Origin of the sequence: Virgibacillus halotolerans (assembly GCF_016908515.1) — a bacterium.
Lineage (GTDB): Bacteria > Bacillota > Bacilli > Bacillales > Amphibacillaceae > Virgibacillus_M > Virgibacillus_M halotolerans.
The window spans coordinates 103,178-117,091 of the sequence record NZ_JAFBEA010000001.1 but is presented as its reverse complement, the minus strand read 5'-3'; the positions used below and the strand labels follow the sequence as shown (position 1 = coordinate 117,091).

Annotated in this window: 12 protein-coding genes; 6 read left to right on the top strand and 6 right to left on the bottom strand. The window is 38.8% G+C overall.

Annotated elements, in window-relative coordinates:
• Positions 1 to 23 precede the first annotated feature (23 nt).
• The 3 genes from polX to zapA all read right to left on the bottom strand — a co-directional run bounded on the left by polX (position 24) and on the right by zapA (position 2,732).
• The gene (gene polX, locus JOC34_RS00590; RefSeq protein WP_205134774.1) at positions 24 to 1,742 is read right to left on the bottom strand and encodes a DNA polymerase/3'-5' exonuclease PolX; all 1,719 of its coding nucleotides are present in this window, start codon (positions 1,740 to 1,742) and stop codon (positions 24 to 26) included.
• Between the two features lie 138 nt (positions 1,743 to 1,880).
• A complete protein-coding gene (locus JOC34_RS00585) occupies positions 1,881 to 2,429 on the bottom strand; it encodes a CvpA family protein (protein WP_205134773.1) in 549 nt (182 codons plus the stop codon).
• Between the two features lie 6 nt (positions 2,430 to 2,435).
• Positions 2,436 to 2,732, bottom strand: coding sequence for a cell division protein ZapA (gene zapA / locus JOC34_RS00580; RefSeq protein ID WP_239544011.1), 297 nt, complete (start codon positions 2,730 to 2,732; stop codon positions 2,436 to 2,438).
• Positions 2,733 to 2,815: 83 nt separating this feature from the next.
• On the opposite strand from zapA, the gene rnhC reads away from it, so the two are divergent.
• Entirely contained in the window at positions 2,816 to 3,754 is a 939-nt protein-coding gene (rnhC, locus tag JOC34_RS00575) for a ribonuclease HIII (protein ID WP_205134771.1), read from the top strand.
• 112 nt (positions 3,755 to 3,866) lie between these two features.
• On the opposite strand, the gene pheT is transcribed toward rnhC, so the two are convergent.
• The 3 genes from pheT to JOC34_RS00560 form a co-directional block, all read right to left on the bottom strand.
• The gene (pheT, locus tag JOC34_RS00570) at positions 3,867 to 6,293 is read right to left on the bottom strand and encodes a phenylalanine--tRNA ligase subunit beta (RefSeq protein ID WP_205134770.1); all 2,427 of its coding nucleotides are present in this window, start codon (positions 6,291 to 6,293) and stop codon (positions 3,867 to 3,869) included.
• 14 nt (positions 6,294 to 6,307) lie between these two features.
• Complete coding sequence (pheS, locus tag JOC34_RS00565; protein ID WP_205134769.1) at positions 6,308 to 7,342, bottom strand: phenylalanine--tRNA ligase subunit alpha; 1,035 nt, start codon at positions 7,340 to 7,342, stop codon at positions 6,308 to 6,310.
• Positions 7,343 to 7,738: 396 nt separating this feature from the next.
• Positions 7,739 to 8,476 (bottom strand): TrmH family RNA methyltransferase, encoded by a 738-nt coding sequence (locus JOC34_RS00560; protein ID WP_205134768.1) that lies wholly within the window; start codon positions 8,474 to 8,476, stop codon positions 7,739 to 7,741.
• A gap of 100 nt (positions 8,477 to 8,576) precedes the next feature.
• Here JOC34_RS00560 and sspI point away from each other — a divergent pair, with 100 nt between their 5' ends.
• The 5 genes from sspI (at position 8,577) to JOC34_RS00535 (ending at position 13,844) form a co-directional block, all read left to right on the top strand.
• Entirely contained in the window at positions 8,577 to 8,798 is a 222-nt protein-coding gene (gene sspI, locus JOC34_RS00555; protein WP_205134767.1) for a small acid-soluble spore protein SspI, read from the top strand.
• A 336-nt stretch (positions 8,799 to 9,134) separates the two neighbouring features.
• Entirely contained in the window at positions 9,135 to 10,709 is a 1,575-nt protein-coding gene (locus JOC34_RS00550; protein WP_205134766.1) for a DUF6583 family protein, read from the top strand.
• 117 nt (positions 10,710 to 10,826) lie between these two features.
• Positions 10,827 to 12,050: an ABC transporter permease gene (locus JOC34_RS00545; RefSeq protein ID WP_205134765.1), complete on the top strand. Its 1,224-nt coding sequence runs from the start codon at positions 10,827 to 10,829 to the stop codon at positions 12,048 to 12,050.
• Complete coding sequence (locus JOC34_RS00540; protein WP_239544086.1) at positions 12,050 to 13,180, top strand: ABC transporter permease; 1,131 nt, start codon at positions 12,050 to 12,052, stop codon at positions 13,178 to 13,180. The genes JOC34_RS00545 and JOC34_RS00540 overlap by 1 nt, the downstream gene beginning before the upstream one ends.
• Positions 13,173 to 13,844, top strand: coding sequence for an ABC transporter ATP-binding protein (locus JOC34_RS00535; protein ID WP_205134763.1), 672 nt, complete (start codon positions 13,173 to 13,175; stop codon positions 13,842 to 13,844). The genes JOC34_RS00540 and JOC34_RS00535 overlap by 8 nt, the downstream gene beginning before the upstream one ends.
• The last annotated feature ends 70 nt before the right edge of the window (positions 13,845 to 13,914 follow it).

The window sequence follows — 13,914 nt, the reverse complement described above, 5'->3', positions numbered from 1 at the left end:
TTACTCCTTTATCATTCCAGTTCTTATTTATTTCGATTGAAGTATTCGATCAGTTTCGCTTTCGACCATGTATTCATAACTGTTTCCTTTTCAATCCAGCCTTTTCTTGCTACTGAAACGCCATATGCCATATGTTCCAGCATTTGATAGTTATGTGCATCTGTATTGATCGCCAGCGTTACACCGCTTTTCTGTGCCCTGCGAACCCATTCAGCAGATAAATCCAAACGGTTTGGATTGGCATTGATTTCTAACGCAGTATTGGTCTCTTTGGCTTTCTCGATTAATTTTTCCATATTTACGTTGTAACCCGCTCTTTTTCCAATCAATCTTCCGGTTGGGTGGGCAATCAATGAGACATAAGGATTCTCCAAAGCTGTATATAATCGATTCATTATTTCATCCTCTGTTTGATTAAAACTGGAGTGAATCGCAGCAATTACAAAATCCATTTCACTTAGAAATTGGTCCGAGAAGTCCAGTGTTCCATCTGGTAGAATATCCATCTCAACACCGGCAAAGATATAAAGATCATTATATTTATCATTCAATCTCTTAATCTCTTCCCGTTGTTTTCTTAATCTGGTCTCATTCAGCCCATTGGCAATACGTAAAAATTTGGAGTGGTCTGTAACCGCCATGAACTTATAACCCTTTGCACGTACACGTTCTGCCATTTCTTCCAAAGATTGTCCACCATCACTCCAAGTGGTATGCATGTGCAAGTCACCCTGAATATCATCCAGTTGTATGAGGGGCACATCTTCATGAAATGATTCCACTTCTCCTGTATTTTCCCTAACTTCTGGTGGAATATACTGCAATCCAAAATGCTTAAAAAATGCTTGTTCTGTTGAAAACGTTAAAGTTTCCCCTGTTTCTTCCACTTCAATGCCATATTCATTTATTTTTTCACTACGTGATTTTGCAAGCTGCCGCATCGCCACATTGTGATCCTTTGATCCTGTAAAATGATGTAGCGTAGAAGCAAATTCCGCGTTCGTTACTAAACGAAAGTCTACATTAATATCGTAAACCTCATCCAGCGTGATGGAAATTTTTGTATCTCCTTTAGCGATTACTTCTTTTATATTTTCAATTTCTAGGAGTGCATCGCGAACTTTCTCCGGTTCAGCAGTCGCAATAATAAAATCAATATCTTTAACGGTTTCGCGCATCCTTCGTAAACTGCCTGCAAGTGAAAAGTTATCCACTGCATCTATTTTGCTTAAGTATGCTTCCAGTTTTTCTGCAATCGGAAGCATCATCGCAATTGGCAAACGCTCTGGACGTTTACCTGACTCCTCAATTGCCAAAAGAATCTTTTTCGCCGTTTTTTTACCGAATCCTTCCAGATTTTCTACCTGTCCCGATTCACATGCTACTTGTAGGGATTCAGCATCTGTGACATCAAGTTCCTTATATAGTTTTGCTAACTTTTTACCACCTAAGCCGGGTAATTGCAGTAAAGGGATCAGCCCTGCTGGAACCTCCTCCTGCAACTCCTCCAATGTGTCTGACGTTCCTTTTTCTAGATACTCTATCATTACGGTGTTCGTCCCTTTACCAATTCCTTTTATTTTTGTAAAGTCGTCGATATCTGCTAGCGAACGATTGTCCCGTTCCAGTGCCTGTGCTGCTTTTCTGTATGCGGAAATTTTAAAAGGGTTTTCTCCCTTAAGTTCTAAGTAAATAGCAATTTTTTCAAGTAAATTGATTATATCTTTTTTATTTATGTTCATTTATTTTTCATCCTTTTCGTCCGCTTGTTTTTACGTGTAAAAGAGACTGATTATCTCTAGATAACACTATTGTACATGACATACAAATGTATCTCTATTAAGATGAACCAGTCTCTTTACATCCAATGGAATGCTTTTTTACATGATGTTGTCCATACTTGTAAACCATAAATCTTTCACTTTTTCCGATAGATATGGTGTATTTTCGATAATGAAAAATGCGATAGATGAGTTATTCATCCAGGTTTGGATGCCTCCGATAGGGGTCAATGCCAAAATGTACAAGATAATAAAAAGAATAAGGTAGATTTCCAGGAATCCAAAGATGGCACCAAGAAGCTTATTCATCGTATGCAACACAGGCAATGATGCGACAAAATCGAGCATGGAGGCAATAATGTGTAAAATAATCTTCACTGCAAAAAAGATAATCGCAAATGCAACTGCATTATAAAAGCCATTTTCTAATGGTAAGTACTGTAAGAAGTTCGCCCACGCATTATCACTTGACAGTTCTGGATATGGAATCCATAATGCCAGCCTTTCTGCCACAACATCATAATATTTAACCGCCACAACAAAGGCAATAATAAATCCAACCAGATGAAAAAGCTGTAAAATAAATCCTCTTTTTAATCCGATCAACACACCAAAAATTAACAATATAATTATAATAAAATCAAACATAGTTGATTAATCCTCTTTCTCTTTTAAAGTTCCCAACAACGAAGCGTAGTCTTCTTTTAGTTTTAAATAATCATTCATCGTATTGACTGCAGTCAGCACAGCTAGCATTTTCGTATCTAAATGCTGATTCATTTCTTTTATTTCTTTCATTTTCTGATCCACCAAGCTTGCTACTAAGCGAACATGACTAGCTGACTCTGTTCCCACAATGGTATAGGATGTATTTTGTATATCTACGGTTATTCGTTTCTTGTTGTTTTCTGTCACGGAATTCCCTCCTACTGAGAAAATAGTACACTTCATATTAACATGAAAGGCTTTTAAAAAGAAGTATTTCAATATCGATTAGATTTTGCTATAGTCAATATACGAATGGAGAGATCAATATGCCACAACAAGTTCATGTATTACCAATGGAAACAATCAATCAAATGCAGCAGCATTATGTCGGTGCTTTAATGTCAACACCACAAGGAGCTATCTTTCGTGCCAAAAACACAAACGCAGTGATTACTGCATACAAATCGGGAAAAGTGCTCTTTCAAGGCGCATCACCAGAAGTGGAAGCAGGAAAATGGACCTTTAATGCAACTGCGAAAGCCGCAAGTGGTAAGACGAAGCAGGTTAAAAAGGCGACAACGAAATTCACGCCACCCCAATCATTATTTGCGTCCAACCATATCGGGTCGGACGAAGCCGGGACAGGAGACTATTTCGGACCAATTACCGTTGCGTGTGCATATGTACCATCCCATCAAATCGAAACATTGAAAAGTATTGGTGTAACAGACTCTAAAAACCTGACAGATCCAGTTATTGAAAAGCTATCTAAAGAAATTATCAAATTAAAAATTCCTTATTCATTGCTTATATTACATAATGAAAAATATAATCGGCTACAAAAACAAGGGTGGTCCCAGGGGAAAATGAAAGCCATGTTGCATCACCATGCTATCAACAATCTATTGGGAAAAATCGATGATGCCCCGTTGGATGGCATACTAATTGACCAGTTTTGTGAGCCCGCTATTTACCAAAGACATATTGCTTCTGAACAGGAAAAGCTTGCAAATAATACTTTTTTTATGACAAAAGCGGAAAGCCACTCTATCGCTGTTGCAGCAGGATCTATCATTGCCAGAACCAGCTTTGTCAATGAGATGGATCGTCTGTCAAAAGAAGCGGGCATCCTGTTACCTAAAGGTGCATCGAAAAAAGTGGATCAGGCTATCGCAAAAGTGATAAATGAAAAGGGAGAAGCCTATTTAAACAAGTGCGCAAAAACACATTTTGCTAACACAAAAAAAGCGCAGGCATATTTGTAAAATGGCGTGCTTCGATTGCTGATTTAGTTGGCGATCCACATTTCGTCACTGCACAATTCATGCCATAGCAATAAAAAACGGCAAACTACATGTGTAGTTTGCCGTTTTTTTACTATGATCGTACATATGCGTTAAATGCTTTGTTGATTGTTTCGATGATTTCCTGGTACGATGCTTCGATTTCTTCGTCCGTCAATGTCTTTTCCGGGTGCTGATATAACAGGCTATAGGCAACAGATTTCTTGCCTTCCGGTAAATTATCACCTTGATATAAATCAAAAATCTTTACATCTTTTACCAGTGGTGCACCACTTTGTTCAATTGTTGCTTTCACATCACCAGCGACTACGTCTTTAGCAAGAATAAACGCAATATCTCTGGCGATGGATGGATATTTTGGAACTTCGTGGTAGCTGGGAACATTCGAATATGCTGCGAATACCTGCTCCATATTGATATCAAATACATACGTTTCTTTTAAGTCCATTATTTTCTGCAACTGCGGATGAATTTGCCCCATAAATCCAACAACTTTATCAGCAATTTTTATTGTTGCGCCCCTGCCTGGATGCATGTCCGGAAGTTTTGCCTGTTCAAATGTAACTGGAATTTGCACATGTGCAAACAGTCCTTCGACAATTCCTTTCACAAGATAGAAATCAACTGCTTTCTTTTCCTGCTGCCATGGATGCTCGAGCCAATTCCCTGTTAGTGCACCTGCAAGTCGACGCTGTTCGGTCGGCTGTTTCGTCAAAGTATCCTCGTCAGAAATAAATATACTTCCAAGTTCATAATAGGCTAGATCATATTGGTTTCTTTTTTGATTATATGTCAATGACTGCAGTAATTCCGGTAAAATACTTAACCGCAAATATTTATGATCCTCACTCATTGGCATTGACAGTTGTACTGGCACTAATGTTTGATCACTTAATTCCGGACTAACCAGTTTACGAACCAAGTCATCCTTTGTTAAGGAATAGGTGATGGTTTCCATTAATCCTGCACCTTGCAAATATGCTTCTATATCGCGTTTTAACTGTTGTTGTTCTGTAAGTCCACCAGATTGTGAAGAGCCAACAGGCAACGTGTATGGCAAGTGATCATAGCCATAAATCCTGGCAACCTCTTCCAGCATATCTTCAAAAATCGTAATATCACCACGTCGTGTAGGCACATGTACAATAAAGTTTGTTTTATCCTGTTCAAATTCAAAACGAAGCTTTCTTAAAATCTGTGCGATTTCTTCTGAAGCAATCGATGTCCCTAGACGTTTATTAATTTCTGCCGTTTCCATTTCAACAGTTTTTTCAGAACGGTCTAATTCATCAAACGAAACAGTTCCTGCTAGTACTTTACCATCTGCATATTGTTGTAATAAGTGACATGCACGTAGACCAGCTTTGTGAACCCGATTCGGGTCAACACCTTTTTCAAACCTAGTACTTGATTCACTACGTAGTCCTGTTTCCTTTACGGTTTTCCTAACAGATACGGCATCAAATATAGCCGCTTCCAGCAAAACGGTCGTTGTCCCTTCATGCACTTCCGTATTTGCTCCACCCATGACACCTGCTAAGGCAACGGGTTCCTTACCATTTGTAATCACCAGATTTTTTTCCGATAACGTTCTTTCCTGATCATCAAGCGTAATCATTTTTTCGCCGTTTTTAGCACGGCGAACCACGATTTTATCTGATGCGAAACACTCATAATCAAATGCATGTAATGGTTGCCCATATTCAATCAATACATAGTTCGTAATATCAACGACATTATTGATCGGACGGATTCCCGCTGCCATTAAATAATTTCTCATCCATAGCGGCGATGGTTTAATTTTAATGTCCTTAATCACAAACGCACCATAATATGGATTGAGATCAGGCGCTTCCACGTTGACAGCAATATAATCTGCTGCCGCCTCATTTTCGGTCCGTACTGTTTCGTCCGGAAATTCGATTGCTTCATCTAAAATGGCAGCAGTTTCGTATGCCACTCCCAACATGCTTAAGGCATCGGCACGGTTCGGTGTTAAATCAAATTCCAATACCGCATCATTTAAGTTGAGTAAATCCGCTACATTGTCGCCAATGGTTACATCATCAGGAAAAACAAAGATCCCTTCTGCAGTATCCTTTGGTACGTATTTTTCATCAATACCCAGTTCCTGTAGCGAACAAATCATACCATTTGATTCGATGCCGCGCAGTTTTACTTTCTTAATTTTAAAATCACCTGGCAGTACCGCACCAGGTTTAGCGACTGCTACTTTTTGTCCTTCGGCGATGTTTGGTGCCCCACAAATAATTTGCAACTTTTCTTCGCCCGTATCCACCTGACAAAGATTTAACTTATCGGCATTCGGATGTTTTTCACACACATCTACATGCCCAACAACAACCCCTGTACTTTTCTCAGCTATATATTCAATGCCGTCCACTTCAATCCCGGATTTCGTTATTTTTTCTGCAAGCTCCTCCGGGGGATTTGTTCCTAAATCAACATAATTGCGTAACCAGTTTAATGAAACTAACAACGTAAAATCCCTCCTTATACTTGATGGTATTGTTTTAAGAATCGAGCGTCATTTGTGTAAAACTGACGTATATCATTCACACCATATTTCAACATGGCAATTCGGTCCGGTCCCATACCAAACGCAAATCCTGTGTACACTTCCGGATCATATCCTGCCATAGACAATACTTTCGGATGAACCATGCCACCGCCTAAAATTTCAATCCAACCGGTTTGTTTACAAACTGAACACCCTTTCCCCTGACAAACCTTACATGAAATATCCATTTCTACCGATGGTTCTGTGAACGGGAAGAAGCTTGGACGCAACCGAATTTCGCGGTCTTTGCCAAACATTTTCTTGGCAAAAGCATCTAGTGTGCCTTTCAGGTCACTCATCCGAACGTTTTTATCCACATATAACCCTTCAATTTGCGTAAATTGATGGGAATGTGTCGCATCATCGGAATCACGACGGTATACTTTCCCAGGGCAAATCATTTTCACTGGTTTACTACCGTCATTCGCACGCATCGTTCTTGCCTGTACTGGCGATGTATGAGTCCTCATCAATAATTCATTCGTAATGTAAAAGGTATCCTGCATATCTCTTGCTGGATGATTCTTTGGTAGATTCAATGCTTCAAAATTAAAATAGTCTGTTTCCACTTCCGGGCCCTCTCTTACTTCATAGCCCATACCAATAAATAAATCTTCAATTTCTTCAATGATACTTGTTAATAAATGGGGACCGCCTACCTTTACCGGTCGCCCTGGCAATGAAACATCAATTGCTTCCGTTTCCAGTTGTTTTTCCAAGGCAATCCACTCTAGCTTTTCACCCTTTTCATCGAGTGCTGCTGTGATCGATTCCCTCACATGGTTAGCCATTTCACCAACAACAGGTCGTTCTTCCTTGGATAGCTTTCCCATTCCTCTTAAAATCGCGGTAAGTGAACCTTTCTTTCCTAAATAGGCTACACGTATTTCCTGCAGCGCTTTTGTATCTTCTACTTGCGCTATCTTTTCCAATGCTTCTGTTTCTAACGCACTTAATTGCTCTTTCATTTACCTTCATGCCTCCTTAAAATTTGCAATATAAAAAGCCCCTATCCCGTAAAGGGACGAGGCTATTATTCGCGGTACCACCCTTGTTGATACAAATCATCTAGGCCAAATAACCTTGTGTCTGTATCCAACTTAAGAACATGGTAACGGATGTTATCCGGAAACACCTTTACTTTTGTTATTTCAAAAGGTCCGAGTGTCTGCTCCAGAGTGAAACAATAACATTGCATACGGCGGGAATGCTTTCAGTCTAGGACATTCCTTCCCTTTTCCGCTCATAAATGCTATTAGGCTCTTTCAAAGCATTTTACACTGATAAGAAAGTATAAGCTTGGCAAAAAAACAAGTTTACCAATAATACATATATTATAGAGAAATTACTTGTCAGTTGCAACTTTAACTTTTTACATAATACATTAAAATAGCTGAGGCAATACTAACATTCAGTGATTCCGCTTTTCCGTAGATTGGAATGGTAACAATGGTGTCTGCTAACGCAATCAATTCCCGATTGACTCCAGCGCCCTCATTTCCCATAATTATAGCCATTTTATTGGCCACGGATACATCACTGTATATTTCAGCATCTTCCAGTGCGGTTGCCCAAATTGTAAACCCCGCTTCTTTTAACGCCACAATTTCATCCGTCAGCTTCGCATCGTATATCGGGAGGTGAAAAAGGGAGCCTTGTGTCGCTCGGACAACTTTATCATTAAATAAATCGACTGTACCTTCCCCCAACACAATACCATCAAATCCAGCGGCATCAGCGGTCCGAATCATCGTCCCCAAGTTACCAGGGTCTTGAACAGCATCAATTAAAAGTACGTGGTTTCCCTTATTGTTATCCATCCGCTTTATCTCTACTACCGCTGCAATTCCCTGTGGTGTCTGGGTTTGCGAAATATACTGGAATACATTGTCACTTACTTCTTCAACAGCAAAGTCCTGAACCCATTCAGGCAATACTTCGAAATCCAGCACAATAATTTCCTTTATTCTCCACTCACTTTTCCAAGCTTCCTCTATTAAATGTAAACCTTCAATAAGAAAAGTGTTTGTTTGTTTGCGTTCTTTTCTTTGTTGGAGCTTTTTCCAGGCTTTAACTTTTTCATTTTTTACTGAAGTAATCATTATTTTTCATCCTTATTCTTATTTTCTAGTTTCATCATACATATTTTTAACTACATTGGTCAAACTATCGTTAGCATTATGATGATGAGGAGTGGAAATCATGGATTTAAATTTACGCAAAGCTATTTTATCAAACATCGAAAGTAATGATCAGTCACAGCTGGAGGCGACGATTAATGACGCCATACAAAACGGGGAAGAAAAAATGCTACCTGGACTCGGTGTCTTATTTGAACTCATTTGGAAGCAATCGCCAGCAGAAGAAAAACAGGAAATGGTCGATGCTTTGGAACAAGGGGTTAAACAAGCAACAGCTGAATAATGGTCATTGAAGAAGAGGCTGATGCGACAAAGTATCAGTCTCCTCTTCAAATGAACCTTTGTACCTATTGCATTCCGCCTATACATCGATAAAATAAACTATAATGGTGCTTATCATCTATTATTCTAATATAATAGATATTTTTTGGCGCCTTGTAAACATATTGTCCTAGTTTATGAGAAAATTTCGGCTCAACTTCAACCATTACGGGTCCGACGACATTTGACTATCTTTTTATTTAGTGATATAAAAATATTCAGATGCTTTATTTTTATGGGTTGAAAGAAGGAATAATACATATGATTATAGGGCAGGAACAATGAGAGGGGTAGTAGAATGGATGAATCGGTTGACAACGGAAATACAAAAAAGGGAATCTCTAAAGGCTTAATCGCCTTTATTGTAGCCGTCCTAGTCGTAGGCGGTGGTGTCGCTGCATATGTAATGCTAAATTTCTCCGATAAGGAAAAGTACTTTTTAGCAGAGAAAAGCTCTATTGAATTTATGAGTGAAAAGTTTGAGGAGCGCTATCAGCCTGAAATGGATTGGGGAGAACAAACAAAAGAAAAGCCAACAGCATCAACAATCACCCTTTCAGGTGAATACAATGATCCTTATGGTGGCGGATTTGGGGCTATGGGACCCGAACAATTTATTAACAATTCCACGATTGAGATTCAAACTGCAACAGATTTGAAAGAAGAACAGATCGCTGCAAAGCTAAAAGCAAATATCGGGGAAATGGAAATTGACGATGTTAATTTGTATGTAAATGCAGACGAAATATTGTTTGGCCTCCCTTTCATCGATGAATTGCTTCAAGTTAAAGGGGATGACATCGGAAATATATTACACGAACTGGATCCCGACACTTTTACTGATGAGAAAGAATATGATTTAGGAAATATTTTCAATGAGGAAAACGCATTCCTTTCTGAGGAAGACATGGAATATTTTAAAAAAGAATATGCTAACATGATTTATGATGAATTGCCTGATGAAGCATTTGATTCTACGAATGATAAAATCGATGTGGATGGTAAATCAGTGAAAGCAGAGAAAATTACCTTCCACCTTTCTGAAGATGAAATCAAAGCTATCCTTACAAAAGTACTCGACAAAATGGAAAAAGATGAGAAAATAAAAGAACTTCTGAAAGATCAGTTAGCAATGCAGATTGACGATGCGATAGGTCAAGATGTCGAAGAAATGCTAAGTGAGTTTGAAACAGGTATTGCCGATGCCAAAAAAGGAATAAAAGATTTCAAGATTCCAGACGGACTAACATCTAACATATGGGTGAATGATAAATTAATTGTTCAACGCGATTTCAATATTGAAATGGGACCAGATGAACAAGATTTAGTAACATTTACAGTTAAAGGCACACAATCATTGGACGATGAAGCACAAGTCTTTAATTATGATTTAGGCTTTAAGGATGAATACGATGAAGGAACAATGAATGTTGCAGGTGATTTATCCTGGAAGGACAACAAAGCAAAAGACTCTATTAATCTAACAGTAGACGAAACCGTTCTATCGTATGAAGGTTCGGAAACGTTAAAAGATGGTAAAAGAGATTTTGACCGTACATTTTCTTACAAAGATCCATATGGCGGCGGTGGCAGCTTATTATGGAAAGGAAATGCTTCCTTTGACAAGGACCAGATGAACGCTGAACATAACCTATCTGTTGGAAGCCCGGATATGGATCAAGATATGTTTATACTACAAATTGCAGTTGACGGTAAAACGACGAAAAAAGTTGAAGCACCTGATGATGGTGATGTTAAAGATTTAGGCAGTATGAGCGCCGATGAAATCACAGCGTATTTCAACGATGATGTTGGACCTGGCTTCCAACAATGGTTGATGGAAATGATAGGTACTGGTGGATTCGGATATTAAAAAGCCAACTGAGGAAAAATGTCAAACTTTGTAAAAAGGGCCTTCTTCAAGGTCCTTTTTACACTATTTAGGAAAGTAAGCTCTAATAATATTTTTACAGAAATGGAAGTGCCCCCTATGCATTTCATCAAACACCTCTTACTTTTTACAAAAAATAACTTCATGCAGCTTCAGCGGAAGTGGCTCTCACTTCCGCTGCTTTTCATTTTTCCAATTGTCATCGTTGGATTGATCGTAACAATTATCGTTTCTTTTTTCACCACAGAAGAAAACGACCCCATTCAAGTTGGATTGGTTGATCTAGACCAATCCAGTGAAACACAATTAGTGGTTGATTTAATTGATGAAGCATCACAACTGGGAACTTTTATCCACATTGGGAAAATGACAGAAGAAAAAGCAATCAGCTCGATAAAAGATGATCAGCTCAGTGCTTACATTATCTTTCCGGAAAACTTCACTGCAAATTTGTACAAAGGAAACGCTGTTGCATTACCCATTGTTGGTAACCCGAAAAAAAGCACGGAAAGCTATTTAATTAAAGAACTGATTGAAAGCGTGACACGACATATCCGCTCAGCGCAAGCTAATATATTAACGATTAATTCCTTTGCCAACGAAATGACTATGGATCAGGAAACCCAAAATGATATATTATTTGAGCAGTTTAAGGATTACTTATTCTATACGATTGGCAGAGATAAAATCATAAACGATAAAGAAATCCAGAACAGCGCTACTGCCTCCCCCATCCATTATTATGGAATCGCGAGCTGGTTTATCATTGTGACGATCTGGCTATTATCCATTTACAGCTTTCTAGTTAAAGAAGATACTTTACGAATGAGGCAACGAATGAAGTTGTATGGTGTAACCGCCTTTCAACAAGTCATGGCCCGGATGTTCGTGACTTTAACCACGGTTGGCCTATTTGCAATTGTTTCCTTTTTCCTTTTACAAAAATGGTTAGGGGTGGATTTAGATGTGGAGGATTGCCTGAGAATCGCAATCATCATCCTGCTATATAGCTTTGCTTTTCTGCAGGGGCTGGCTGTCATTTCATTTCTTATACCATCGCAGAAGTTGCGCTTGCTTGGGCATTCCATACTAACAGGCGTCTTGCTGATTTTGAGCGGGGCAATTATACCGACACTCTATTTCCCTGCTTGGTTACAGGATCCGACTAAATATAGTTATGCCAATGAAGGATTTCACTGGCTACAGGAAATTATTTTACATGCCCGCCTGTATGCTGATTACCTTCCATTATTATTAATGAATGCAGTCGGGATATTTATACTCATCGGACTATCATTGTGGAAGGAGCGTGCCCAAAAGTGATGAACATACTTCAAACACGTCTCATTCATTGGAAAAGACAATGGGTTTCCCTCCTATTCTGGTTATTGTTTCCCATAATCAGCACACTCCTGATCATTCAATTAACTAGTTTCATACAGGAGGATAGCAAAGTTCCGGTTGGGATTGTATTACAGGAAGATACTGCCTTGGCAACAACGCTTTATGAGTCAATTAAACAAACACCATTAATTCGTGTTCATGACTTAGATGAGCATGAAGCACTGGCACAGTTGGAAAAGCATCAGCTTGATAGTGTCTTTGTTATTCATAATGGCTATGAAGCAAACATACAAAAAAACAGTCGTAATCATTTAATTACAAGTTATCGATCCGACCTGTCTTTTGCCTATACACCGGTCAAGGAAATGATCGTATCCTTTGTGCAACAGGATACTGGAAGATCAAAAGCAGCTTATATCGTAAAAGATCTTAGTGATACGTATGGTGGAGGTCAGCAATGGAACTGGAAGGATGTCGTTTCTAAAAGCGTTGACATTCAGAAAAAAGAAGATTTACTGCGCACTACATTTTCGTTTACAGATGGGTCCCCAACAGCGTCAGATGATGAAGTGATCCAATTTAAACCCTGGGGACTATGGGCATTGTTCAGTTTACTATCCACATTGCTATTGTTTGACTGGCTAATCAAAGAAAACCGTCTGTCGATTCTGCCGCGATTCGCGTTTATTCGGATTTCTTTTAAAAATTATATGCTGCAAAATGCATTGTTTTATACGATTTTATGTATAATCTTTGATGGACTGGCATTGTTGACTTTCTACTTTGTTATCCATGAACCGATCAGCCTTGGCTTAATCGCTGCGATGCTTTCTTATCGAATCATGCTAAATGCCGGTGCATTTGTATTAGCAATCTGCTTTAAAAATTTATATTTATACTATAGTACTTCTTTTGCACTTGTCCTGTTGTTTGCCATTTCAAGTGGCGCAATCATGCCAATCGACGGTATCATCAATCGAGTACCATGGGTGGAATTCCTAAATCCGATCTACCCTTTTCTGCAAAATAATGTCGTTAATTTATGGCTTCTGCTATTTGCAGTCTGGATCATTAGCTGGTATGTAAGAAAGGAGAAATTCGATGCTTAATATAGATAGTTTATCTAAATCCTATGGCAAAAAGACAATCTTGGATGAGCTTTCCTTTTCCATCGAACAAGGTGAAATTGTTGGTCTAGTTGGGGAAAATGGGGCTGGAAAATCTACTCTACTAAAGACATTAGCGACACTACAGTTGCCGACGATGGGGACAATTACATTAGATGGAATGTCCTATGGAACACAGCGAAAGACAGTGAGAAAAAATATTGGCTTTGTTCCACAAGAGATTGCAATCTGGGATGAATTTACCGTGGAAGAAAATATGGTTTTTTTCGAAAAACTATCCTGGAAAAAGAAAAATAATACCCAATTAAAACAACTTTGCCTCGATATGAATTTGGAAAAATGGAAAGACCCTGTCAAGACATTGTCAGGTGGCATGAAACGTAAATTGAATCTGGCAATTAGTCTGATTCATGACCCTACCCTTCTTCTACTTGATGAGCCTACGGTCGGAATCGATTTAAAGTCTCGCAAGGAGATTGGCAACTATTTAAAGAACCAGGCAATCAACAATGGTAGGACGATCCTTTACACTTCTCACGACATGGATGAAATTATTCATTTGTGTGACCGGGTCCTATGTATTGGAAATGATCCTTTCTATCAAGAAATTTTAAAGGATGCAGAAAAAGATGTCATCATCATGTAAACACGCTCACATATTGCTTAAATCAACGTTTAACAGTATGATAGAAGGGTATGATAGAGGAGGAATCATT